This is a genomic window from Microbacterium sp. Y355, assembly GCF_059445345.1.
This window is the reverse complement of record NZ_JCAIUD010000001.1, coordinates 1,535,920-1,559,556: the sequence shown is the minus strand read 5'-3', so window position 1 is coordinate 1,559,556 and position 23,637 is coordinate 1,535,920. Positions and strand designations below refer to the sequence as shown.

At 67.3% G+C, this 23,637-nt stretch carries 30 protein-coding genes; 9 read left to right on the top strand and 21 right to left on the bottom strand.

Going from position 1 to position 23,637, the window contains the following annotated elements; genetic code table 11:
- Positions 1-27: 27 nt before the first annotated feature.
- The 21 genes from fliN to AC1C2O_RS07445 form a co-directional block, all read right to left on the bottom strand.
- Positions 28-687: a flagellar motor switch protein FliN gene (fliN, locus tag AC1C2O_RS07545; RefSeq protein WP_495429811.1), complete on the bottom strand. Its 660-nt coding sequence runs from the start codon at positions 685-687 to the stop codon at positions 28-30.
- Entirely contained in the window at positions 684-1,613 is a 930-nt protein-coding gene (locus AC1C2O_RS07540) for a flagellar motor switch protein FliM (protein ID WP_495429810.1), read from the bottom strand. The genes fliN and AC1C2O_RS07540 overlap by 4 nt, the downstream gene beginning before the upstream one ends.
- A gap of 45 nt (positions 1,614-1,658) precedes the next feature.
- On the bottom strand, positions 1,659-2,468 hold the full coding sequence (locus tag AC1C2O_RS07535; protein ID WP_495429809.1) for an OmpA/MotB family protein: 810 nt from the start codon (positions 2,466-2,468) through the stop codon (positions 1,659-1,661).
- Positions 2,465-3,274 (bottom strand): motility protein A, encoded by an 810-nt coding sequence (locus tag AC1C2O_RS07530; protein WP_495429808.1) that lies wholly within the window; start codon positions 3,272-3,274, stop codon positions 2,465-2,467. Before AC1C2O_RS07530 ends, AC1C2O_RS07535 begins: the two co-directional genes overlap by 4 nt.
- Positions 3,274-3,516 carry a flagellar FlbD family protein gene (locus AC1C2O_RS07525; protein WP_495429807.1) on the bottom strand — a complete coding sequence of 81 codons (243 nt, stop codon included), beginning with the start codon at positions 3,514-3,516 and terminating at the stop codon, positions 3,274-3,276. Before AC1C2O_RS07525 ends, AC1C2O_RS07530 begins: the two co-directional genes overlap by 1 nt.
- 132 nt (positions 3,517-3,648) lie before the next feature.
- The gene (locus tag AC1C2O_RS07520; RefSeq protein ID WP_495429806.1) at positions 3,649-4,815 is read right to left on the bottom strand and encodes a flagellar hook protein FlgE; all 1,167 of its coding nucleotides are present in this window, start codon (positions 4,813-4,815) and stop codon (positions 3,649-3,651) included.
- A gap of 21 nt (positions 4,816-4,836) precedes the next feature.
- Positions 4,837-5,256 carry a flagellar hook assembly protein FlgD gene (locus AC1C2O_RS07515; RefSeq protein ID WP_495429805.1) on the bottom strand — a complete coding sequence of 140 codons (420 nt, stop codon included), beginning with the start codon at positions 5,254-5,256 and terminating at the stop codon, positions 4,837-4,839.
- Between the two features lie 17 nt (positions 5,257-5,273).
- Entirely contained in the window at positions 5,274-6,764 is a 1,491-nt protein-coding gene (locus AC1C2O_RS07510; RefSeq protein WP_495429804.1) for a flagellar hook-length control protein FliK, read from the bottom strand.
- The gene (locus AC1C2O_RS07505; RefSeq protein ID WP_495429803.1) at positions 6,761-7,183 is read right to left on the bottom strand and encodes a flagellar FliJ family protein; all 423 of its coding nucleotides are present in this window, start codon (positions 7,181-7,183) and stop codon (positions 6,761-6,763) included. The genes AC1C2O_RS07510 and AC1C2O_RS07505 overlap by 4 nt, the downstream gene beginning before the upstream one ends.
- Positions 7,180-8,475 carry a FliI/YscN family ATPase gene (locus tag AC1C2O_RS07500; protein ID WP_495429802.1) on the bottom strand — a complete coding sequence of 432 codons (1,296 nt, stop codon included), beginning with the start codon at positions 8,473-8,475 and terminating at the stop codon, positions 7,180-7,182. Before AC1C2O_RS07500 ends, AC1C2O_RS07505 begins: the two co-directional genes overlap by 4 nt.
- Entirely contained in the window at positions 8,472-9,077 is a 606-nt protein-coding gene (locus tag AC1C2O_RS07495) for a FliH/SctL family protein (protein ID WP_495429801.1), read from the bottom strand. The genes AC1C2O_RS07500 and AC1C2O_RS07495 overlap by 4 nt, the downstream gene beginning before the upstream one ends.
- Positions 9,067-10,071, bottom strand: a complete 1,005-nt coding sequence (fliG, locus tag AC1C2O_RS07490) for a flagellar motor switch protein FliG (protein ID WP_495429800.1) — start codon at positions 10,069-10,071, stop codon at positions 9,067-9,069. Before fliG ends, AC1C2O_RS07495 begins: the two co-directional genes overlap by 11 nt.
- Positions 10,068-11,705 (bottom strand): flagellar basal-body MS-ring/collar protein FliF, encoded by a 1,638-nt coding sequence (gene fliF / locus AC1C2O_RS07485; RefSeq protein ID WP_495429799.1) that lies wholly within the window; start codon positions 11,703-11,705, stop codon positions 10,068-10,070. The genes fliG and fliF overlap by 4 nt, the downstream gene beginning before the upstream one ends.
- On the bottom strand, positions 11,705-12,022 hold the full coding sequence (gene fliE, locus AC1C2O_RS07480; protein ID WP_495429798.1) for a flagellar hook-basal body complex protein FliE: 318 nt from the start codon (positions 12,020-12,022) through the stop codon (positions 11,705-11,707). Before fliE ends, fliF begins: the two co-directional genes overlap by 1 nt.
- Positions 12,022-12,414: a flagellar basal body rod protein FlgC gene (locus AC1C2O_RS07475; RefSeq protein ID WP_495429797.1), complete on the bottom strand. Its 393-nt coding sequence runs from the start codon at positions 12,412-12,414 to the stop codon at positions 12,022-12,024. Before AC1C2O_RS07475 ends, fliE begins: the two co-directional genes overlap by 1 nt.
- The gene (locus tag AC1C2O_RS07470) at positions 12,411-12,755 is read right to left on the bottom strand and encodes a flagellar basal body rod protein FlgB (protein WP_495429796.1); all 345 of its coding nucleotides are present in this window, start codon (positions 12,753-12,755) and stop codon (positions 12,411-12,413) included. The genes AC1C2O_RS07475 and AC1C2O_RS07470 overlap by 4 nt, the downstream gene beginning before the upstream one ends.
- Before the next feature lie 111 nt (positions 12,756-12,866).
- Positions 12,867-13,166, bottom strand: coding sequence for a hypothetical protein (locus tag AC1C2O_RS07465; protein WP_495429795.1), 300 nt, complete (start codon positions 13,164-13,166; stop codon positions 12,867-12,869).
- A complete protein-coding gene (gene fliS, locus AC1C2O_RS07460; protein WP_495429794.1) occupies positions 13,163-13,549 on the bottom strand; it encodes a flagellar export chaperone FliS in 387 nt (128 codons plus the stop codon). Before fliS ends, AC1C2O_RS07465 begins: the two co-directional genes overlap by 4 nt.
- Positions 13,550-13,551: 2 nt before the next feature.
- Entirely contained in the window at positions 13,552-14,934 is a 1,383-nt protein-coding gene (gene fliD / locus AC1C2O_RS07455) for a flagellar filament capping protein FliD (RefSeq protein WP_495429793.1), read from the bottom strand.
- Between the two features lie 68 nt (positions 14,935-15,002).
- Positions 15,003-15,851: a flagellin N-terminal helical domain-containing protein gene (locus AC1C2O_RS07450; protein WP_495429792.1), complete on the bottom strand. Its 849-nt coding sequence runs from the start codon at positions 15,849-15,851 to the stop codon at positions 15,003-15,005.
- Between the two features lie 113 nt (positions 15,852-15,964).
- Entirely contained in the window at positions 15,965-16,792 is an 828-nt protein-coding gene (locus AC1C2O_RS07445) for a sigma-70 family RNA polymerase sigma factor (RefSeq protein ID WP_495431706.1), read from the bottom strand.
- A 207-nt stretch (positions 16,793-16,999) separates the two neighbouring features.
- Between AC1C2O_RS07445 and flgN the strand changes: the two genes are divergently transcribed.
- From flgN to AC1C2O_RS07400, 9 genes are read left to right on the top strand one after another with little or no spacing between them, the layout of a single operon-like run.
- The gene (gene flgN / locus AC1C2O_RS07440; protein ID WP_495429791.1) at positions 17,000-17,482 is read left to right on the top strand and encodes a flagellar export chaperone FlgN; all 483 of its coding nucleotides are present in this window, start codon (positions 17,000-17,002) and stop codon (positions 17,480-17,482) included.
- Positions 17,483-17,495: 13 nt separating this feature from the next.
- A complete protein-coding gene (gene flgK / locus AC1C2O_RS07435; protein WP_495429790.1) occupies positions 17,496-18,902 on the top strand; it encodes a flagellar hook-associated protein FlgK in 1,407 nt (468 codons plus the stop codon).
- A 26-nt stretch (positions 18,903-18,928) separates the two neighbouring features.
- Positions 18,929-19,798 (top strand): flagellar hook-associated protein FlgL, encoded by an 870-nt coding sequence (flgL, locus tag AC1C2O_RS07430; protein WP_495429789.1) that lies wholly within the window; start codon positions 18,929-18,931, stop codon positions 19,796-19,798.
- Entirely contained in the window at positions 19,795-20,166 is a 372-nt protein-coding gene (fliW, locus tag AC1C2O_RS07425; RefSeq protein WP_495429788.1) for a flagellar assembly protein FliW, read from the top strand. Before flgL ends, fliW begins: the two co-directional genes overlap by 4 nt.
- A 23-nt stretch (positions 20,167-20,189) precedes the next feature.
- Positions 20,190-20,813: a tRNA (adenosine(37)-N6)-threonylcarbamoyltransferase complex dimerization subunit type 1 TsaB gene (gene tsaB, locus AC1C2O_RS07420; RefSeq protein WP_495429787.1), complete on the top strand. Its 624-nt coding sequence runs from the start codon at positions 20,190-20,192 to the stop codon at positions 20,811-20,813.
- Positions 20,810-21,403, top strand: a complete 594-nt coding sequence (gene rimI / locus AC1C2O_RS07415; protein WP_495429786.1) for a ribosomal protein S18-alanine N-acetyltransferase — start codon at positions 20,810-20,812, stop codon at positions 21,401-21,403. Before tsaB ends, rimI begins: the two co-directional genes overlap by 4 nt.
- Positions 21,400-22,470: a tRNA (adenosine(37)-N6)-threonylcarbamoyltransferase complex transferase subunit TsaD gene (gene tsaD, locus AC1C2O_RS07410; protein ID WP_495429785.1), complete on the top strand. Its 1,071-nt coding sequence runs from the start codon at positions 21,400-21,402 to the stop codon at positions 22,468-22,470. Before rimI ends, tsaD begins: the two co-directional genes overlap by 4 nt.
- On the top strand, positions 22,467-22,952 hold the full coding sequence (locus tag AC1C2O_RS07405; RefSeq protein WP_495429784.1) for a hypothetical protein: 486 nt from the start codon (positions 22,467-22,469) through the stop codon (positions 22,950-22,952). Before tsaD ends, AC1C2O_RS07405 begins: the two co-directional genes overlap by 4 nt.
- A 3-nt stretch (positions 22,953-22,955) precedes the next feature.
- Complete coding sequence (locus AC1C2O_RS07400; RefSeq protein ID WP_495429783.1) at positions 22,956-23,636, top strand: hypothetical protein; 681 nt, start codon at positions 22,956-22,958, stop codon at positions 23,634-23,636.
- Position 23,637 lies beyond the last annotated feature (1 nt).

Below are 23,637 nucleotides of genomic sequence, written 5' to 3'. Positions count from 1 at the left end.
GCAGCAGCAGGAGCAGGTCGTCCAGGATCAGACCTCGATGTTCTCGAGGATCCGAGTGATGCGCACCGCATAGTCCTGGTCGACCACGACGATCTCGCCGTGCGCGATGATCCGGCCGTTGAGCTTCACATCGGCTGGAGCGCCCGCTGAGCGATCCAGCTCGACGATGCGACCCGGCTCCAGATCGAGGACGTCGCGGACCGCCATGCGGGTGCGGCCGATCTCCACGGTCAGGTCCATCTCGACGCCAGCGATGCGGTGCAGGCGTCGAGACGCCGTGGACGTGGCGGCGGGGGCGCGCGTGATCCGAACGGCGAGACGGCCGATCGTGTGCCCAGTCTCGTCCTGCAGATCGAAGACCTGGGCGAGAGCGTCGGAGAAGATCGGTGAAGCATCCTGCACGGTCGCCTCGCCGAGAGTGCCAGGGCCGAGCGCGCCGGCCGCGGCATCCAGAGCGCCCTGCAGACGAATGGTGAGCGGAGCATCCGCGAGACCATCGATGAGCGCCTGCGGGTCGAGGATCTGCACGGCCAGCTGACCGCTCGATTCGCCGACGTACGACACGACGACGGCGTCGCCGGTGTCACCGGAAGGTTGCGAGGCGCGCGTGACAGTGACTCCCGCGGTGGGGAGCTTCGCCGCGAAGGCAGCGGCGACGGCGGATTCGTAGGCGGTGGTATTGGTCACGCGGACTCCTCGGCGGGGGCGGGATCGGGGACGGTGGCGGTCACGACGCACGCGAGGCGGGCGCCGCTGGTTCCGACGGCTGCGGTGGCGATGGTGTACCCGTCGACCACGAGATCGAGGGGGCGGTCGGCGGAGTGCGGCAGAGACACGAGGTCGCCGACGGACAGCCCAAGGACCTCGCTGGGACGGACGGTGCGTGTGGCGAGGCGCAGTGCGACCTCGACCGGAGCCAGCTCGACCTGTCGTCGCATGAGGCCGGTGCCTGCGACCTGGGCGGTGCCGGAATCGCGTGTCGAGAAGCCGTCGATGATCACGTCGGCCGGCAGCATGACGCTGGCCGGCACTGTGCGACCTCCCAGGCGCATCGAAAGCTGCGCGACGATCACCAGATCTGCATCTGCGGACACCTGCGCGAACTGCGAGCTGTGCTGGATGCCGGTGATGGTGATACCGCTCGGGAGCAGTCCGCCCAAAGCGCCGGTGAGCTGGGTGATGGCATCCGCCATGACCGCGCGGATCAGTGCCTGCTCGATCGCGGTGAGCGTGCGATCCTCGCCAGCCGCGACCGGACGGCCACCGACCATCTGCACGATCCACACGTTCGCGACCGAGAGCGGGAACTGCACGACGATGCGTCGATCCGTCTCGGGCAGAGCGCACACCACCATGGTCGTCGTCGACGGGAGGGAGTTCGTGTACTCCGCGTAGGTCTGCGTCGCGACGCGTTCGACCGTGACGTGCGCGCGACCGCGGGTATGAGCGGACAGCTCAGGTGCCCACTGGCGGGCGAACGTCTCGAACGCGACCTCGAGTGCCCGGGTGTGTTCGCGCGACAGCGAAGCAGACCGGCCGAAGTCGTACACCTCGACGTCGCCATGCACCTGTTCCGCGGGCACGCTCGTACGTACGCTGTCCTGAATCACCACGAACTCGACTATCGGGTGATGGGCGGCGTGCGTAAGCAGAGCGGATCAGAAGCTGGGTTTCGCCCCCTGAAGTCCAGGGAGGAGCTCGCGCACCCCCTCATCGGCATCCGAGAGGACCACCACGTCAACGCGTCGGTTCTGAGCCAGCGCGTCGTCGGCCGACCCCTCCGCCACGGGGCGCGCATCCCCGTAGCCAACGGATTTGATTTGCGTGGGGTCGACGCCGACGGCCTCGACGAAGCGCCGGAGCACCTGCGTGGAGCGACCGACCGAAAGCTCCCAGTTCGTGGCGAACGGCGCTGCAGCCGAACGCTGATCGGCGTGGCCCTCGACGGAGATCTCGTTTGTCACGTCTACCAGCACACCGCCGAGAGTGTCCAGCAGCGTGATCGCCTCTGCGTTGAGGTCAGTGCTGTTCGTGGCGAAGTAGGTCTCTGCGCTGACCAGCCCGATCGTGAGCCCGCGGTCGTCGATCGTGAACGTCGCGGCATCCTCGAGGTGTTGTTCGATCAGTGCCTGGCGCAGGCGCTCGCGCAGAGCCGTGAGCTCATCGAGTTCGACCTGTGCGGCGTTGAGCTCGGCTTCCATGAAGCCCTGCGCGTCTTCCTTGAGCAGTTCGGCGGGCACGACGACACCCTCCGAGACATCGGTGTCCTCCGATGTCTCCTGTCCGAACCCCGTCGCCAGGGAGGCGCTCAGCGCCTCGAACTTCTCCTTGTCGACCGTTGACATCGCGAAGAGCACGATGAACAGACACATCAGCACCGTGATCATGTCGAGGTACGACGCCATCCAGCGCTCATCGGGTCCACTGTGGTCATCGTGCGGGACCCGCCTGCGCGCCCGCACGCTCATGGCGTCAGCGCCGGATCCGCGGCCCCTCGGTCCGCACCCCTGCGGTTGGATTTCGTTTGCGAACGGTCGGAGACCAGCGCCCGCAGGCGCTCTCCCACGAACTGCGGAGGCGATCCGGCCTGCACGGCCAGCATGCCTTCCATCACCAGTGTCATCCGCTCAACCTCCAGCTCACCCATTCGTTGGAGCCGGCCGCCGATCGGCAGCCAAATGAAGTTCGCCGACAGCAGGCCCCACAGTGTGGCGACGAACGCGGCGGCGATCATGTGTCCGAGCTCTTCGGGCTGGTCGAGATTCTCGAGGGCGTGCGTCAGCGAGACGACCGTGCCGACGATGCCGACTGTCGGCGCGAACCCGCCGAGGGTCATGTAGAACTTGGATGCGGTGCGATTGCGCGCTGCGGCGGACGTAATCTCATCCTCCATCAGCGTGCGCAGCTCTTCAGCGTCGACACCGTCGGCGATGCTTTGCAGCGACTGGCGCAGGAACGGATCCTTCTCGTCGCCGAGCGAGTGCTCGAGGGCGAGGAGCCCCTCGGAACGCGCCTTCTCCGCGTAGCCGGTGATCTGGTCGATCATGCTGGAAGCGGTGCCGCGGTCGCCGCGGAATGCACGTGGCAGGGCTTTGATCGCGTAGATGAAGTCGCGGATGGTGCCGGTGGCGATGCCGATTGCGATGGTGCCGCCGAAGACGAGGATCATGGGGGCCGGCAGCAGCAGAGCCGTGATGGAGGCGCCCTCCATGGTGATCATGGCGAGCAGGGCACCGAAGGCGAGGACGAGGCCGATGATGAGCGACGGGTCCATCAGCGCACCGCCTCCGCATCGTCAGCGTGGGAGATGGCGGAGCCGGTCCAGTTCGCGGCGGTCGCGAGAACGCTTGCGCGATAGTCGCTGATCTTCGCGATCACCTCGTCCATCGTCTCGGTGACGACGAAGGTCGCGGCATCCACCAGGATGATGGTGGTATCGGGGGAGGCCTGGATCCGCTCGATCAGGTCAGGGTTCAGCGCGAACCGGGTGCGATTCAGGCGCGTGACGACGATCATGGGCTCCATCCTGGAATATCCGTCCTGACACCGTGGGGCGGCAGGACAACGCGGCCCGTCCTGGGCCGTCGGTGAACACTGTCGGCATCCGACTCGCTCGCGTTAGCCGAGCGGGCCGGATGCCGACGTTGATCAGCGCTTGAGGTTGGTCAGCTCCTGCAGTACCTCGTCGCTCGTGGTGATGATGCGCGCGTTCGCCTGGAACCCGCGCTGCGCGACGATGAGGTTCGTGAACTCCTGGGAGAGATCGACGTTCGACATCTCCAGTGCGCCGCTGATGATGCCGCCGAGACCGTCGGTCCCGGCCGCGCCGATCGTCGCCTCACCTGAGTTCGTGCTCGGCCGGTAGTGCGAAGAGCCCGCCTTCTCGAGCCCGCCGGGGTTCGTGAAGCCGGCCAGCGCGAGGCGGGCGAGGACCTCGGTGTCACCGTTGCTGAACGTACCGACGAGGCTGCCATCCTCGGTCAGGGCATAGGAGAGCAGGGTGCCTGCCGGAGAGCCGTTCTGCTCGCCGAGCGTGAGGGTGCTGAGATCCGCGTAGCCGGTGAGCGTCGACAGGTCGACGGTGATGCCGCCGGAGACGATTGATGAACCTGCAACGGTCTGCTCGCCGTCCACGAAGGGCAGCGAGACCGCCGGCGTCCCGGTGCCGTCGGTGACGTCCCACCCGGTGGCGGTGCGCGTGAACGTGAGCTGTAGCATGCTGGCGGCGCCTTCGGCGTCGTAGACCTGCAGGTCGCGGACGAGCGTTTCGCCGACAGCGGTGTCGGAGGGAAGGTTGCCGGCCGCGGATGCCGTCGTCGTGGACTTGCCGGGAGCGATCGCGCCGATGGGCAGCGTGATGGCCCCCACGCCCTGGCCGGGGGTGATCACGCCGTTGTCGGCGGTCCAGCCCTGCACGAGCGCGCCGTCGGCGGTGACCAGGCGACCGGCCGCATCGAAGTCGAACGAGCCGTTGCGGGTGTACAGCGTCTCTCCGCCGGAGCGGATCATGAAGAAGCCGTCGCCGGTGATCATCAGATCGGTGGGCACACCGGTGGCCTGTGGGGTACCGGAGGCGAAGTTAGTGCTGATAGCGGACAGCTGCACGCCGAGGCCGACCTGAGCGGGGTTGGATCCACCGGCATTCGCCTGGGGCAACGTCGAATTCTGCACAAGCTGGGCCAGGGATTCCTGGAACTGCACGGACGACCCCTTGAAGCCGATCGTGTTGACGTTGGCGATGTTGTTGCCCGTGACATCGAGCATCGTCTGGTGCGAACGCAGGCCCGAGATGCCGGCGTAGAGGGAGCGGAGCATGGTGATGCCTTTCTGAAGGGGTCAGGGACGAAGGGAGAGTCCGGAGATGGCGTCGAGTGACACCGAGGCTTCGCCGATGGTCACCATCGGCACCGGGCCGTTGAACGAGACAGCGCTGACGATGCCGGTCTGGGTGACACCGTCGGCGTCGACATACTGCGCCTCTTGGCCGATTAGCGCAGCGGCGGTCTGGCGCATACTGAGAGCGAAGTTCTCGTTTGTGGTCTGCGTCAGGGCGGTGAGCTGCTCCATCGACGCGAGCTGAGTGGTCTGTGCGATCATCTCGTTCGTGTCCATCGGAGAGCTCGGGTCCTGGTTTGACAGCTGGGTGACGAGAAGCTTCAGGAAGACTTCGGAGTCCAGGGTCTGCTTCGGCGCGGCGGTCGCGGTGGTGGTGCCGGTGTAGATGCTGGTGCCAGTGATCGGTTCGACTGTGGTCATTGGGGATTCCTCTCGGATCAGGCGTAGACGTCGATGCCGCCGTGCGGCGATTCGAGGAACGGCGGTGTCGGGACGGGATGCTGCGGCTCGTCGTCGGTGTCGGGGGTGGCGGCGCGACCCGCATGGGTCTGCGAACTGTTCGCGCTCTGTTGGCCAGGTGTCCCTGGCCCGGTCGATCCCGCACCGCCCGAGTGTGCACCCGACGAACTTGAACCCGTCGGGCTGTCCTGGCTGCCCAGGGAGAGCGAGGACATCGGCGCCGCGGCGGCGAGGTCTCGGCGCAGGTCGGCGAGGATCGTGCGCAGCGCTTCGCGCCCGGCATCCGTGGCGGAGACGAGCTCGACATGGATCGCACCGCCGGAGATGTGGGCGCGCACGGTCACAGGGCCGAGGTTCTCGGGAGAGATCGTCAGCGTCATCCGGTGCTCGCCTTCCGGCGCCTGCGCGAGCGCGATGACCGGCGCGGACAGCTGCGGCAGCAGGGCCGGACGCGCAGCGGCCGCCGCCGGTACGTTCGGGATCGCGGCGGGTGCCGAAGCAGGGGTGGCGCTGACGGCGGGCAGGGCAGGTGCAGCGTCAGCGGTCGCGTAGGCATCACTCGCCGCGTTCGGCAGCGCGGCCGACGCGATTCCAGTGGTCAGGGGCTGCTGGCCGCGAAGGTCGGCGCGGACCTCTGGCTGTATGCCGGCAGGGGTCGCAACCTGGGGCGACGATTCCGCGAGTGCTGAATCCGCGGATGACGGCATCGGGGCGGCGGTGGCGGATGCAGAAGTGGTCGTGGAGGGAGCCGTGGTCGGCAGGACGGCGGCGGATGACGACGCCGAGAGGGTCGCAGGCACGGAGCCCGGCGTCGCGGCCTTCGACCGGGCGTCTTGCAGCAGCACCTCGGGCGGCACCTCGGATGGCACAGTGGCGGGCAGTGCCACCTGTGGGCTCGATGTGGTGGGGAGAGCCGCGTCGGGCGCTGCCGCGGCGGGTACTGCCGCGGGCTCGGTCGGCGCGGCGTCGGTCGGCGCGGGCAAGGTTTGCGCGGCGTCGGTCGGCACAGCGTCGGTCGGCGCAGGCTCGGTCGGCACAACATCAATCGGCACAACATCAATCGGCGCAGCGTCGGTGGGTACGGCGTCGGTGGGTGCCGTCACGTCGGCATCGGCCGGCGGAGCCTCGGCGGGGTGCTCTTCGGCGCCCGCAGACGGCATCCCGCTTACGATCACGCCGAACGGGGCGGAGGGCAGCAGCGGCGGCGCCGAGGCCGTATCGGCGGCGGCATCCGCGCCGGCCATCCCCTCGCCGGTGGTGTCGGTGCTCTCTCCGTCGGCCGCGTCGGTCGGCGCATCGCCGCCCTGCGCGTCCGAGAGAGCGAGGGAGGGGGAGGCATGACCGGATGCCGCCTGCAGGATGGCCTCGGCGAAGGCCGTCGCCGCCGTGCTCGTCGAGGTCCCGCGCGCTGGGGAAACGCCGGCCGGAGCGGCGGTTGCGGTGCCGGTGAGGAATCCAAGCATGCTCATGAACCGTCCTCCGCCCTGGAGCGTGCGGCGATCTCGTCGATCTCGATCTGCTCGGTGCGCAGATCTTCGGAACGCTCACGCAGCGCGTGCGCCTGGGCGAGACGTTCGAGTCCTCGCACCTCGCGCCGCGCCTCGCGGTGCTGCACGCGGGCGTCCTGCACCGTCTGCTGCTGCATCGTCGACAGCGATTCGAGATCGGCCAGGAGGCTGCGGCCGGACACACGTGCGGCGGCGAGCGCTGCGAGGGAGCGCACGTCGACGGCATCCGAACCGGCGCCAGCCAGCGCGGCACGCAACTGGCGGTCGCGCGCTCTGGTCTGGTCCGCGTCGATGACCGCTCGTGAAAGCCGTTCGGCGGCGGCGCGCTCCTGGATGCCGCGCACCCGCATCAAGCCGGAGAGGGAGAACTTCTGTGTCATGAGATGTCTCCGAACGTCGCGACGAGCCCGGCAAGACGCCGCCAGGATTCGTCTGACTGACTCACTTCGTCGAGCGGCTGGGTAAGGAAGGCCGAGATCTCTCTCGCGCTGGCTAGTGCGGCATCTACTCGTGGGTTGGCACCGGCGTGGTACGCCCCGATGTCGATGAGGTCGTCGGCGCCCCGGCGAGCTGCCAGCACTGAGCGCAGTGCGGTCGCGAGAGCACGCTGCTCGGCGGAGGTGATCTTGCCCGCCACGCGGGATATCGAAGCGAGCGCATCGATCGCCGGATGGTGTCCAGACAAGGCGAGCTTGCGATCCAGCACCACATGACCGTCGAGGATCGAGCGCACCGCATCGGCGATGGGTTCGTTGTGATCATCGCCGTCCACGAGCACGGTGTAGATGCCGGTGATGGACCCACCCCGATCCGTGCCGGCCCGCTCCAGAAGCCCTGCCAGCATAGAAAACGTTGACGGCGGATACCCGCGCGTGGCTGGCGGCTCCCCGGCCGACAGGCCGATCTCGCGCTGCGCCATTGCCACGCGGGTCAGGGAATCCATCATGAGGACTGCGTGCGCTCCCTCGTCACGGAAGGCCTCGGCAATGCGGGTAGCAGTGAACGCCGCACGCATGCGCGCCATCGCCGGCTGGTCAGAGGTGGAGACGACCACCACCGAGCGGGCGAGACCTTCAGCGCCCAGATCGTCTTCGATGAACTCGCGCACCTCACGCCCGCGCTCGCCGACGAGGGCGATGACGGTGGCCTCAGCCTCGGTGCCCCGCGCGATCATCGACAGCAGCGATGATTTGCCGACGCCGGATCCTGCGAACAGGCCGACGCGCTGACCTTGCCCGACGGGGGCGAGCGTGTCGAGTGCACGCACGCCCAGCGCCATTGGGGCGGTGATCCGGTCGCGACCCATGACCGATGGCGTCGCGTGATCGAGGGTTACCCGAGGCGCGTCGATCGGCCCCTTTCCGTCGATCGGACGGCCGAGACCATCCAGCACTCTGCCCAGCAATGCCCTGCCGGTCGGTACGCGCAGTGCGCCGCTGCGGCGCCGTACCGGCGCGTCGATCGCAAGTCCAGCAACGGAATTCAGTGGCATGCAGCGCATGCCGTCACGACCGGTTGCGACCACCTCGGCTTCGATGTCGTCGCCGAGCAATACGACGTCGCCGACCGCGCACTCCACGCCGCGCACCTGGACGCTGAGTCCTCGCACCTGCGAGACCTGTCCGATGCGCTCCGGGCGTGCGGCCTCGAGAACGGCCGTCCAGACACTCATCGGCCATCCTCCTCGAGCGCACGTCTGGCGCGATCGAGAGCGGCGGCGACACGCGCATCGACGAGGCCGTCCTGCACGCTCACGAGTGCATCGCCGCGGGCGAGGGCATCATCTGCCACGACAGTGATGCCCTCAGGCATCGAGTCGATCTGCTCCAGAACAGCGATGTCGTCCGGGTGCAGGCGCACCTCGTGCACCCGGGCTGGTTCGGCGCCTGCCAGCGCACGGCGCACGGCCGCAGTGGCCGATCTCTCGTCGTCGCTCAGCTCGTCAGCGACGATGAGTTCTGCGAGTTCAACGGCATGACGCAAGACGCTCTGCTGAGCGACTACCGCGAGCGAATCCGCACGGCTCGCGAGCTGCGCAGTCGCTGAGTGCAGTGAGGCCACGGCCCGCTGGACGGATGCCACGGTCTCGGCCGCGCTGGACTGCCGCTCTGCATCGGCGCGCGCTGCAGCGGCTTCTGCGGTGGCTGTCGCCACGCGGAAGCCCTCGGCGTGCCCCTCGGCATAGCCCCGCAGCTGCGCCTGCTTTCGCTCGAGCACGGTCTCCGCGCCGAGCAGGCGCGGAAAGATCGAGGGTGCGAAAGCGTCAGTAGACATACTCGTCCTCGTCGGTGCGCTGCACCGTGATGTCTCCCGCGGCCTCGAGGGCACGGATCATCCGCACGATCTCCGCCCTGGCCTCTTCTACCTGCGACATCCGCACGGGGCCGAGGGCGAGTGTCTCCTCCGCGATGCTCTCGCGGTTGCGCTCCGAGACGTTGCGGTTGATGAGCTCGGCGATCGCGTTGTTCGTTCCCTTGAGCGCGAGCGCGAGCGAGCGGATGTCCAGGCTGCGCAGCACCCGCTGGGCGTCGCGATCTTCGAGCTTGACGATGTCGGCGAAGGTGAACATGCGAGAGCGGATGTCTTCGGCCAACGCGCTGTCGCGGTCTTCGATGCTCGCCAGCAGTGCCTTCTCGACGCTCGCGTCGGAGCGGTTGATCATCTCCACGAGTGGCTGCACGCCGCCCAGCGCTTCCGGAGCCTCCCGGCTCGAGAAGACGCCGGATCTCGCCTTGATAGCGTCGGCGACGATCGTGATCGCCTCCTGCGTCGCGGTGCCCATCGTGGCGATCGCATGCGCGACGTCCGCGCGGGCGACATCGGGGAGCGCAGTCAGTACGGCCGCCGCCTGGTCGACCTGCAGGTGGGCGAGGACGAGAGCGACGGTCTGTGGCATCTCGCCGTCGAGCAGCGTGGCCAGCTGCCCTGGCTCGGCAGCCCCGAGGAAGTCGAACGCGGAGTTCGACATCGCCGAGTTCACCCGCCCCAGTACCGCGGCCGCGCGCTCGGAGCCGAAGGATGCCTGCAGCAGGCCCTCGGCGACGTCACGCCCGCCGCGTGCAGGGGGTAGGTGTCCGGAGGCTACTTTCTGGAAGTCAGCGAGCGCGCGCGCGGTCGTCGCGGTGTCCAGATTCTGCAGGCCGATGATCTCGGCAGCGATCGTCTCGGCGTCATCCTCGGACAGGTGTTTCATGACCTCGATGGCGTGCGCCCGATCAAGGTTCATCAGCACAATGGCGGCCGTCTGCCGGCCGGTCAGACCACTCATACCGGCTGCCTATCGTCGAGGAAGGTGCGCAGCAGTTCGGCCGTGCGCTGGGGATCGCGTCCCGTAAGAGCATCCAGCTCGGCGCGGCGACGTTCCAGACTCACCTGCGCTGGTTCGGAGGCGAGTTCGAGCTCAAGATCCGGATCGGGCTCCGGGTCGCCGAACTGCATCGGCACCGTGGGGGACTGCTCGATCTGCGCGAATGGGTCCGTCGTCATCGAGGCAATCGACGACAGAGGCGCAGGTCGCTCGCCGAACAATGAGTCGAACTCATCCTGCTTCTCGGCGCGACGCCGGGTCCGGACGACGTAGATGATGACGCCCGCTAGCAGCGGCACCGCGATGGCGGCGGCGATGATCACCGTGCTCAGCAACGACGAGGCCCGCTCTGCGTCGGCAGCGTCCTTGGCGGCCTGAAGGGCGGCCTGCGCCGCTTCCGCGCCGGTCTGGCTGAAGGCCACGAACTCGACCGAGAGGCCATCCCCGCGTTCCGGGTCGATGCCGGCCGCGGCCGCAACGAGATCCTCGAGCTGTACGACGCCGATGTCGTTTGCCGCCGCGGCGTTCACCGCTACCGACACCGACTGACGGGTGAGCCCGCCCGACGGAGTCGTCGTGGACTCGACGCTCTTGTTCACGACGTTGGTGTTCGTCTCCTCAGTCGACTCGTAGGTGCCGTTCCCGTCGCCGTCCGGAACGGCGATGTTGTCCGGTCCGAGCACGCCGGCGTCGGTCTCGCCGCCATTGCTCGTCTCGGTGCGGACCTGCTCGGAGACCGGGGGCGTGCCTTCGGCCGGGGTGTAGGTCTCATCCAGCCGCTCGTTCACGGAGCGGTCGACCTCGGCGACGACCGAGACCTTCGAGTTGCCTGCGCCGACGACGGCATCCAGCATCTGCTGGACGGCGGCCGTGACGCGCAGCTCATAGTCGCTTGCCTGCTGGTCAACCCCACCGGTTGTTCCGATGCCTGCGGCGGACAGGGTCTTGCCTGACTGGTCGATGACGGCGACGTTCTCGGTCTTCAGCCCAGAGACGGCTGCCGAGGTGAGGTGCACGATCGCCTCGACCTGCTCGCTGCCCAACTCCGTGCGGTCACCCGTCTCGACGAACACGGAGGCGGTCGGATCGACCGTCTCCGAGACGAAGACGCTCTCCTCGGGGATGGCCAGCTGCACCGACGCCGCCGTGACACCGTCCAGGGCAGCGATCGTCGCGGCCAGCTCGCCTTCGATGGCGCGCTTGTAGGTCACGGACTGCTGGAACTCCGACGAGGTAACCCCCATGGAATCGAGCAGCGAATAGCCGTCCGAGCCCGTGCTCGGGAGCCCTGCCGCGGCGGCCGTGAGCCGCTGATCGTAGACGTCGGACTCCGGCACGAGCACCGTCGATCCGCCCGAGGTGAGCTCGTAGGAGACGCCGGAAGACCGAAGCTGTTCGACGACGGCGTTCGCGTCGCTGGCGCTCAGGCCCGAGAACAATGGGGTCATGTTCGGGCGGGTCAGCCAGCTGGACAGCGCGATCGCACCAAGCACCAGTGCGGCGATGCCGATGATCGCGATAGTGCGCTGCGCGAGACTGAAACTCGCGACGGCGCGGCCGAGCCGCTGGAAGATGTTCGTGACGGCCTGCGGCATCAGGCTTGCATCCGCATGATCTCGTTGAACGCGTCGACGCCCTTGTTGCGGACGGCCGCGACGAGCTCGAGCGTGACGGCGGCGCGTGTCGAGGCGATCATCGAGGCGTGGATGTCATTCAGGTCGCCGGTCACTGCTGCGACCTTGAGGACGTCCGAGTTGGCCTGCAGCCCGCTCAGCTCGTCGATCGCGCCGGTCAGGCTTGCCGCGAATCCCGAATCGTCCCCCGTGGTGGTGGTGTTCGGCGTGGCGCTCTGGCCGGTCACGGCGGAGGCCAGTGCGGCGGAGAGTCCCTCGACCCCGGAGACGGCGGCCATCAGTTGCGCCCAATCTGGAGTGCGGACTCGTACGTGTTCCTGGCGCGATCGACCACGGCCGCACTTGCCTCGTAGCCGCGCTGGGCCATGATGAGCTGGCTCATCTGGTCGCCGAGGTCGATGTCGGGGTAGCGGACGTATCCGTCGGCATCCGCCAGGGGATGCTCCGGGCTGTAAGCAAGGCGGCCTTCGGCGTCGCCGAGCGCCGTCCCTGCTACGTACACGCCAGGGGACTGATCGCTGTTCTGGACGACCACGTATCGCTCGCGGAAGGCGTCGCCGTCAGTCGCGGTTGCGGTGTTGATGTTGGCAATGTTGTCGCTGAGCGCGTCGAGCCACTTGCGGTGGACGGTCAACCCGGTGCTGGCGATGCCAATGGCGTCGAAAGTCATGATGTGGTCCTCAAAGCGGTGCGCACGGACGAGAACGACCCATTGATCGCCTGCGTCGCGAACTGGTAGCGCAGCATCGTGTCGATGCTGGAAAGCGTCTCGGTGTCCAGGTTGACGTTGTTACCGTCCAGGCGCGTCGGCTCGAGTGATTCCGCGGTCGTCGCGGTCGTGCGTCCGTCCCCGACGGCGATGGACTCCGCGAGAGCCTCCTCGAACTGCACCCGTTTGGCGTGATAGTTCGGGGTGTTGACGTTGGCGATGTTGTCGGCGATGGCGCGCTGTCGCAGCGCGAGGCCGTCGAGAGCGCTCGATAGCGCTGTCATGGTCACAGAATCGAACACGAACCCAGTTCCCGTCGGTGGGCGATGTGGCCGATCCATGGCCTAGTCAGTCGAGCGTTCCCTGCTCTGAGTGCTCTATCGGACGTAGCGTCCGATTCGTTAGGAGCGCTCTCAAGCGCTCGTGTCGAGATAGGCGGGGGTGTCGTGCGCGTGCGCCGACGGCACACGACGCAGGGCATCCAGGTGACCGCGCAGTTCGTCCATCTCGGCGCGGGTGAGCAGGATCTGCTGCTGCTGTCGGGCCAGCAGCGCCTGTACCCGGCCGGCGAGTTCGAACGGCAACATCGTGGAAGGTGCAGTCCAAGCCGCGACGGGTTCCTCTGGGAGCGCTGTGGCCGAGCGCGTCGACGATGCCGTGTCGAGGTCGCGCTCGAAGCGGTCCAGCAGCGTCACCCAGGCCGTGTCGGTCATGAGTCGACCGCCGCGAGGCTCATGGCGGCTTCATGCCAGGCGTCCCGCAGCGGCGCGACGAGCTCGCGACAGCTGTGCGTGCGTTCCGGATCGCGGCCGATGTTCGCGCCGATGAGGGTCTGGGTCAGAAACGTATACACGGAGCGCAGTCCCGTGCTGCCGTTCCAGGTGTCGGTGAGCGAGGACGACAGTTCGGCGACGATCGACTGCGCGTGCTGCAGCTGTGCGTTCGCGGTAACCCAGTCCTCGGCGCGTTGCGCGGCCTCACCCCGGTCGATGTCGAGCAGCAGACGGTCGTACAGCATCGTGACAAGACGCTCTGGCGTGGCCGAGAGAACAGCGTCCTCCTGATAGCGCAGCTGGGCGCGGGCGGCGGCGTTCATCGTCAGGAGCCCGACTTCGACGAAGAAAGACTGTCCAGCTGCGTGGTGAGATAGTCCGACTGGGACTGCAGCTGCGACAGCATGGTCTCCAGACGCGCGTACGTGCGCTCGAGGGTCGATCGTCGCTGCTCGAGGCGCAGGTCCCAGCGGTCGATCTGTTCGCCGAGCGTCTTCACCTCGCTCTCCTGTCCGGTGATCCGGGACGTCAGGAGCCCGTCGTACTTGTCGGAATACGTCTCCGATGTCTCCTGCACGCGGCCAGCGATCGCGCCGAACATGGCGCCGACGGCGTCAGGGTCGTCGGCCAAGGCCGCGGCGAACTTCTCCTCGTCGAAGCTGAGCACGCCGTAGCGGTCGATCGAGATCCCGATCGACGAGGGAGATGTCCCGTCGACCGGATATTGCACCGCGTTGGCGAGCGCCTGCCGCAGGGCACGCACCGTGCTGTCACCGGTGAACACGCCCAGCATGGTTGTGTCGTCGGCCCCGCCGCCGACCGTCGCCTTCGAGCCGTTGTCGATGCGAGTGAGGATGCCGCTGAGAGCGGTGATGAAGTCGCCGGCGGCCTTCGTGCGGGCCTCAGTGTCGGCGCTGACCGATATCGAGACCGGTTCGGTTGAAGCGCGGGCGACCGTGACGTCGACGCCGACGAACAGATCGGTGAATGTGTTCGATGCGCTGGTGACGACCTGCTCGGCCGCGGTACCGGCCCAAAGTCGCACCTGTGCATCGGTGCCGACAGTGACGACGGCGGCGCCCGGCCCCGCGGCGAGATCGGCGGCGGTGCCGGCATCAACCGCCGCGGCGTCGCCGCGATAGATGCGGAAGGCACCGTCGGCTCCGGATTCGGCGGCGGTGACCTGGAGGCGCTGCAGGGGGTTGCCGTCGGCATCGGTGCCGGCGGAAACCGCGGTGGCAGTGACCCCGAAGCCGGCTGCGTTGATGGCGCGCGCGATGTCGGCCATGCTTCCGGATGCTGCGGTGACCTCCAAGCGCTCGCCGGCGGCGTTCTCGAGCGTGACGACCGGCGGCACGTCGGGCCAGGCAGTGGATGCGGCAGTGACGATCGCGTGGTTCTGTGCGACGCGATCGACGATGATGTCGGCGGCAACGGGGGTGGCGCCAGTGCGGGTGGTGACCGCCACGGCGTCAGAGGAGCTCGTCGCACGGAACGCGGAGAGGGCGTCGCCAGCTGCGGCCGCCTTCGCACGGGTGGCGAGTTCCTGGAGCGAGTTGTTCAGGGCCTGCAGCTGCGAGATGATGACGCCCTTGTCATCGATCTTGTTCTTGAGGAGTGTGCGGGGGATCGCCTGCACATCCATGAGGGCATCGATGAGCGCCTTGGTGTCCAGGCCGGAGACGAGTCCGTCGAGCGAGAGTGCCATGTCGACCTTTCCGAGTCAGGTGGGGGGAGGGCCCGGTGATCTGCCGATCACCGGGCCCTCATAGCGGATTACTGCAGCAGCTGCAGCACGCCCTGGTTGACCTGGTTGGCCTGAGCCAGCATGGCCGTGCCTGCCTGCGACAGGATGTTCGCCGACGTGAACTTGACCATCTCGGACGCCATGTCGGTGTCGCGGATACGGCTCTCTGCAGCCGACAGGTTCTCTGCCGACACGTTGAGGCTGTTGATGGTCGACTCGAAGCGGTTCTGCGCGGCACCCAGCTCAGCGCGTGCGCTCGAGACGCTCGTGATCTGCGCGTCGAGTGTCGTGATCGACGCAGCCGCATTGACCGCGCTGTCGAACGTCAGTGCGCCAACAGCCGTGGCCACTGCTGCCACATCGGCACCCGTCAGGTCGACGGCGATCTGGTCGTTTGCCGCGACTCCGCCGGCGCCCACCTGGAAGGTGAGCTTGCCCGTGCCGTCACCGGCAGTCGCACCGGTGAGCAGGTCGATGCCGTTGAAGTTGGTCGAGGCGCTGATGCGGGTCAGCTCCGCGGACAGCTGGTCGACCTCGGTCTTGATCGCGGCGCGCGAGTCGGCGTTGTTCGAGTCGTTACCCGCCTGCACAGCCAGGTCGCGCACACGCTGAAGGATCGAGTGGACCTCGGTCAGGGCGCCTTCCGCGGTCTGGATGACCGAGATGCCGTCCTGGGCGTTGCGCGCCGCGACGTTCAGGCCGTTGACCTGCGAACGCAGGCCCTCGGAGATCGCCAGGCCTGCAGCGTCGTCCGCTGCGCGGTTGATGCGCAGACCGCTGGAAAGCTTCTCCAGCGACTTGGACAGGTCGTTCTGCGTGTTAGACAGGTTGCGGTAGGCGTTGAGCGCCGACACGTTGGTGTTGATCTGCATACCCATGGTGTTCTCCTCCGTGATTGGGTCGAGCTGAAGCCCATCCGTGGGCTTCGCTCTCACCTATCGGCATCCAGTTTCGTGGCGTTAGCCACGATGCGAGATCGCAGGGAGTCGAGTCATACGGCGCAGACCGCGATCGGCACTGCCGCTGGCGAGGCGGCAGCGAAGACGCGCGCCAGCCGGGCCCCGCCGGTCTCAGCGATGCGGGCGTAAAACCCATCGCGCACCGAGGCGGAGATGCGGGAGACCGGCTCTGGCATCGCTCCGTCTGAAAAGTAGCGCTCGAGCACGTCGCGCAGCATTCGCACGGCTTCGGATCTTTGCTGCGAGACGGCGGAGTGCGAGACGCCGAGCTCCTCGGCCACTTCCTTCACCGGACGCTCCTCGAAATAGACGGCATGCACGATGCTGCGCATGCGATCTGGCAGCGCGGCGATCGCGCAGGTCAGCACGTGTCGGCGCTCTGCGAGCGCGGCGGATTCCTCGGGCAGCGGAATCTCCGCCGCGAGGTCGTGGGCCGCGGGGTCCTCGAGGGTGGTCACTGTGCGCGAGGCATCCGCCAGAGCGCCGGACACGGCTTCCTCGCTGACACTCATCGCGACGGCGATCTCGGCGATCGTCGGGGTGCGCCCGAATGAGGCGGACAGCGTGCTCTGAACGGACACGGTCTCCTTGATTCGGGTGCGGGTTCCGCGAGAGGCCCAGTCCATCGAGCGCATCTCGTCGGCGAAGGCACCGAGAATGCGTCGGCGTGCGTATGCTCCGAAGGGGACTCCGAGGGTGGGATCGAAAGCATCAGCCGCTGTCACGAGCGCGAGTGCCCCGACCGCGGCGAGCTCCTCGCGAGGAATATGCGTCGCACGGGCGTGCGTCTCTGAGGCGAGGTATCCGACAAGGGGGAGATTGTCTTCTACCAGGCGATTGCGTTCATGGCGCGGCGGCATACGGGGGAGTTCCACCTCTCTGGAACCGTCCTGGGTTGGGACGGGCGTTCGATACCGGGTAGATGGAGATACCATGTGCTTCATGATCTGTCCATGGGGAGAACTACCCACCGTCCACATAGTAACCATAGGGTGACGACGACCGACAGTAATTCATGGGTTCTCAATCGAGAGTTCTCTAAGGGGTAATCGGGGACCAGGGGAAATATGGGTGCGAACGAGCTGTCCATGCAGCTGTGGCGGGAGCGAGAGCTCTTGGAGATGCTGCTGTTCAAGCTGGACGAGCAGCAGCTGCTGCTCGCCGCAGGAAGATCGCGATGGACTCATTTCGGGACTCGCGAGATCGAGCAGGTGCTTGACCGCCTGCGCACGACCGGCATGTCGCGCGTCGTGGAGGCGGATACCGTCGCGCAGGAGTGGGGGGCTCCTGAAGGTGCGACTATTCGTGAACTCATCGCGCACGCGCCGCTCGGCACTTGGCGGGAGATCTTCGAGGAGCATCTGCTCGCCATGACGCAGCTCACCACCGAGATCGGGCAGCTGCGCGATTCGAACGATCATCAGCTCCGCGCCGTCCTCCGGGCGACGCAGGAGACGATCGCCGGATTCGACGGCGACTCCGGCGAATACAACACCCGCGGCGACCGCGCCCGCGACGACTCTGCACGCATCATCGATACCGAGATGTGACCGGAAAGGAATCATGTCGACTTTCAGTGGACTTCACACTGCTGCCAGCGGTCTCGCTGCGGCTCGCCGCGGTATGGACATCGTCGGTCAGAACATTGCTAACGAGCTCACTGAGGGCTACACACGCCAGCGGGTGAGTACGGCATCCATCGCTGCGGTGGCGCAGTCCGGCCGATTCAGCCTCGGCGCCGTACCAGGCAACGGCGTCGCCGTCACCGGGATCGCCCGACTCGGCGACGCACTGCTGGACGCACGGGTGCGCGACACTCTCGCCGCGTCTGGCTTCTGGTCCACGCGAGCGGTCGCGGCGACGACGGCGGAGCTCGCACTCGCCGAGCCGACCGAGAACGGACTCGCCGCAGGGCTGTCGCAGTTCTGGTCTGGATGGCAAGATCTCGTCAAGACTCCCGACTCCGGTGCTGCCGCCTCGGCCGTGTTGCAGACGGCCGAGCGACTGTCCTCGCAGATCGCCGAGGGTTATCGCACGGTCGCTGCGCAGTGGAAGGATGGCAGAGCGTCGGCCGACCGAACGGTCACCCAGATCAACACCGCGGCCGACCAGATCGCCTCGCTGAACAGGGAGATCAGGGATGCGCAGGCCTCAGGACGCCCGGCCAATGAGCTCATGGATCAGCGGTCTGTGCTCGCCCAGAACGTCGCACGAATGGTCGGCGGAGTCGCAACCGTTGAGACCGACGGGACGATGACGGTGCGCGTCGACGGCAACCCCCTGGTGGCTGGCACCAACGCTCGCCACCTCGAGTTCAGCGGACCGAGTTCGATTGAAGCTGGTGCGCGGCTGTCGGTGACCTGGGCGGATAACGGCCAGCCTGCGGTAATCGCGAACGGCGAGCTGGGCGGAATGCTCTCGGTGCTTGCGCCCGCCGACGAGGGCGGCACACTCGCTCAGTTGGCGGCGACATACAACGCGGTCGCGACACGACTCGCCGACGCGGTGAACACGCAGCATCGGGCCGGCGTCACCTCCTCGGGCGTGGCCGGCGGCGACTTCTTCTCGATGTCGGCGACCGGCCCCGCGGCACTGGGACTCAGCGTCGCGGTGGACTCGGTGACCGATCTCGCGCTCGCCGCGCCCGGCGGGGGCGCGTGGGATTCGACCAACGCCGACGCAATCTCGCAGATCGGCAACCTGGCCACCTCGCCGGACGCGCTCTGGGTAGATCAGATCACGCGCCTCGGAGTCACGACCGCCGGCGATGTGCAGCGGGCGCAACTCTCCGAGAACTCCGCCATCACCGCCGTGACAGCGCAGCTTTCGGTCGCCGCGGTAGACGGCGACGAGGAGACCATCAACCTGCTCACATACCAGACCGCTTTCCAGGCGGCCGCTCGAGTCATGACGGCCGTTGACGAGGCGCTTGACGTGCTGATCAATCGCATGGGCGTCGTCGGACGCTGACCGGAAGGACGACCATGATCTCCCGCGTGACCTCATCGACTATGACGCAGGCCAGCCTGCGCCAGTTGCAGACGAACCTGTCCGAGCTGTCCAGACTGCAGGAACAGGCGACGTCCCAGCGTGCGTTCGCCACGATATCCGAGGACCCGGCCGCCGCTGCCACCGCACTGGGATTGCACGCCGCACAGCGGCGCAACGAGCAGTACGCACGCAACATCGACGACGCCCTGGCCTGGGTGACCACAGCGGACACAGCGATCAGCGCCAGCACGGCGCTGCTCAATCGGGTGCGCGACCTCACCGTGCGGGGCGCCAACGACGGCGCGATGGATGCCACGGCGAAGGAGGCGATCGCCGTGGAGCTGGAGGAGATCCGCGCCGAGCTGCTGACAACAGCCAACACGAAGCTGCTCGGCCGCTCGGTGTTCGCCGGCACATCAGATACCGCAGCGTTCGACGCCGGCTACGCGCACTCCGGCATCCCTGGATCCGAGGTTATGCGCCGGGTCTCCGACGGCGCGTCCATCCGCGTCGACGCGGACGGGGCCGAGGTGTTCGGCACCGGAGCGGGGTCGGCGTTCGCGCTCATCGACACGATCGTCGGCGAGCTGCGCTCCGGGACGAACGTGGGTCCCCGTCTCGGCGACATCGACGACCGGCTCAGCGCTATGCTCGGTGCTCAGGCGGCAGTGGGCAGCCGCCAGTCGCAGATAGAGCGCGCCAAGGAGGCGACAGTGCAGAACTCGGTGTCGCTGGAGACAAGGAGAGCCGCAGTGGAGGACGTCGATTCCGTGGAAGTGCTCGTGCAACTACAGGCGCAGGAACTCGTCTACCGCTCTGCGCTGTCGGTGACCGCACGAGTGCTGCAGCCGTCGCTGATGGACTTCCTGCAGTGAGCGCCGCACTGAACTTCGTCGCGCCGCCCCCAGGGCTCGCGCCGCACACGCACTTCGCGCTGGCTCCGATCGACGGCGCTGACGGCCTGTTCACACTGCGGTCCGTGGACGATGCCGACCTGCGGCTCTATCTGCTTGATCCGCAGATCGTGCTCACCGACTACGCACCGACTCTGACGGATGAGCACGTCGCCGAACTCGCGCTCACATCCGCAGAAGACGCGATGCTTCTCGTGGTCGCGCACCCCGGTGCCGAGGGCGTAAGCGTCAACCTGCTCGCCCCCGTCGTCATCAACAGAAAGACGGGCGCCGCAGCCCAGATCATCCTGGAGGCGCAGGACTACCCCGTGCGCGCTCCACTGGGCTGACCGAGAGCCACTACCCTGGAGAGGTGATCCTCGCTGTCGACACCTCGCTGGGCTCGGCCGTCGCTATCGTCGACGGTGAAGGCCGGCTGCTCGCTGACGCCTCAAACCTCGACCCGCTCGGGCACGCCGAAGTCATCGGCACGCTCCTCGAGCAGGCGCTGACGGAGGCCGGCACAGAAGCCATCACGCACGTCGTCGCAGGCATGGGCCCTGGCCCCTTCACAGGTCTACGTATCGGCATCGCGACAGCCCGCGCCTTCGCGCTCGGCCGCGGCATTCCGGTCATCCCGGTTCCGAGCCACTTCGCTGCGGCTCTCGCAGTGATCGAGGCGGAATCCCCAGACACCCCGTTCGCGATCGTCACGGATGCCCGCCGCCGCGAAGTCGCGATCAGTGTGTTCGATGGCCTCGACGCCGACGGCATCCCGAATCTCATATCTCCTACGGTGCTGGTTCCCCGGGCAGACTCGGAGGAGCGGCTCAGCGGCATCCATGCCATCGAGGTCGCCACTCTCGATGCCGCGGCACTCGCCAGGGTCGGCATCCGTGCGTTGAACGCCGAACGCGTGCTGACCGGCGCCGAACCGCTGTATCTCCGCCAGCCGGATGTCACCGTTCCCGGCGCCCCGAAACGCGTGGGCTCATGACCATCCGCATTGCGACCCCTGGCGATATCGACGCGATTATGGCGATCGAGAATGCCTCCTTTCCGACAGACGCGTGGAGCGCCGAGTCGATGGCAGCGGAACTCGCCACTGACTTCAGCCACTACCTCGTCGACGAGGATGCTGGCGACATCATCGGCTACGCCGGTCTCCGATCGATTCGCGGAAATGCGGATGCCGACATCCAGACCATCGCACTTCTCGAGGCGCGCAGGGGAGAGGGACGTGGCCGTGCGCTCCTGCGCACACTGCTTGCCGAAGCATCCACTCGCGGAGCCCGCGAGGTGTTTCTGGAGGTCCGTGCTGATAACTCTGGCGCAGAGAAGCTCTACCTCTCGGAGGGCTTCGAAGAGATCGCCCGCCGTCTGCGGTACTACCAGCCCGACAATGTGGACGCGATCGTGATGAAGCTCGATCTGCGGGCATGGGATGCCGCAGCATCCCGGTCGCACGCTCGGGAGGAGAACGCAGCCTTGGGCGGAGAGACAGAGCAGATTCCTCCGCCCAACAGTGCGAACTCCGCCCATGCGGGTGCGGGCGCGACAGCCGGATCGAGTGAGGAGACAGCATGAGCGAGCCACTGGTCCTCGGCATCGAGACGAGCTGCGACGAGACCGGCATCGGCATCGTCCGCGGGCGCACGCTGCTGTCGAACACGATTGCCTCGAGCATGGACGAGCACGCCCGTTACGGCGGCGTCGTGCCAGAGGTCGCCGCGCGCGCGCACCTCGAGGCCCTGAAGCCGTCGATTGAGGCCGCGCTCGCCGAAGCGCAGGTTCGCCTGGAAGACCTCGATGCCATTGCTGTCACGAGCGGACCGGGCCTCGCCGGCGCTCTCATGGTCGGGGTCGGTGCGGCCAAGGGCCTCGCCGTCTCGCTCGGCAAGCCGCTCTACGCGGTGAATCACCTCGTCGGACACATCGCGGCCGATATCGTCACACCCGATTCTGAGCCACTCGAGTATCCGACGATCGCGCTACTCGTCTCGGGGGGACACACCTCGCTGCTGCACGTGCGCGACCTCACCACCGACGTTGAGCTGCTCGGCGAGACGATGGATGACGCCGCAGGCGAAGCCTTCGACAAGGTCGCCAGGTTGCTGTCTCTGCCGTATCCCGGCGGGCCCGAGATTGATCGGGCCGCGGTCGGAGGAGACCCGAAGGCGATCCGCTTCCCACGCGGACTCTCCAAAGCGCCGGATATGGTGAAGCACCGCTACGACTTCTCGTTCTCCGGGCTTAAGACCGCTGTCGCTCGGTGGGTCGAGCGTTGCGAGGCAGAGGGCAAGCCGGTGCCGGTCGCCGATGTGGCGGCGAGCTTCCGTGAGGCTGTCGTCGACGTGCTCGTCACCAAGGCGCTCGCCGCCTGCGCCGACCTCGGGGTGCCGCGCCTGCTGCTCGGCGGCGGTGTGATCGCCAACAAGCGTCTGCGCGATGTGGCCGTCGAGCGTGCCGAAGCGGCAGGTGTCACCGTGCGCATCCCGCCGTTGTCGTTGTGCACCGACAATGGTGCCATGATCGCCGCGCTCGCCGCTGACCTCATCGCATCCGGACGTCGCCCGTCGACGCTCGCATTCGGGGCAGACTCGACGCTGCCGGTCACCGAGATTCAGGTCGCTGAACGAGCGGATGCCACATGAGCGACCCGAAGGATGTGCCAGGCAGTGATATGCCGGCCGGCGGGCCGACCTTCGAGGAGCCGAGCTCCGAGGTTGAGCGGCCGGCAGGCACAGCACGAATGCCTGGCGTGCCCCGAGAGGGATACACGAAGTTTCCCACCGGTCCGGTCGGCGTCGAACCCGTCGTCGCCAGCGGCCCGGCTGACACCGCCGGCATGCCCGCTGTGCAGTGGGCTCCTTATGACGCGACCCTCAGCGATGACAACACTCGCCTCGCACCGTGGGCGCTTGTCGCCGCGATCGTTGCCCTGGTCGCATCGTGGTTCGTCGGCTGGGGCATCCCTCTCGCGATCGTCGCGGTGGTGGCCGCGATCATGTCGCTTCGTCGCCCGGTCGAGAGCCGTGCGATCGCGCGCTGGGCGCTCGTACTCGGGATCGCCGCCACGATTTTCAGTCTGGGGTGGCTCATCTGGGCCGCGATGCAGTTCGAGAAGCTCGGATAGCGGATGCTGACCGCCGAAGAATCTGCAGAGTTGCAGATGCTGCAGGCTAGGGCGTATCGGCAGGATGATGATCTGTCGGCGGAGCAGTTCGCGAGGCTGCGAGACCTGGAACGGCGCCGCGTCGCGCGGGTTTCTGACGGTGACGCTGATGCTCAGGACGCAACGTCTTCGGGCGCCGGCCCTTCGACAGGAGCAGGGGTCAACGGCACAGGGGCTGATCTACCCGGCGGTGCGCCGCCGCTGCATCCGAGCATCCGGCCGTGGCTCGCCGTGCTCGCCGCTATCGTCGTCTTCGCTCTAGGGGTAGGCGTCGGCTGGATGCTGTTCGCACGCGCGGACAGTTCGTCGATCGGAGTGACTCAGGAGCAACGGCTGCGAGGCGAGGAGCTCATCGCCGGCGGTGACTACGACGCGAACTCGCTTCGCGCGATGATCGAACACGACGGTGTCCTCGTGTGGCTCTCGACGACGGACAACGGCGGAACACTGTGCCTGATCGTCGATGACGGAGTCGACGCCACCACGGCCTGCAGCGATGAGGATCGTGTGGCGTCCGACGGCCTCGCCGTGGTGCACCGGACCGACGGTGACGGTTATGTCGACGAGGCGTACGCAACGCTTCTGCTCACAGCTGGACGTGAACCCGCCGTGCACCTGGATGTGCATCGGAGCATCGAGGAATGAC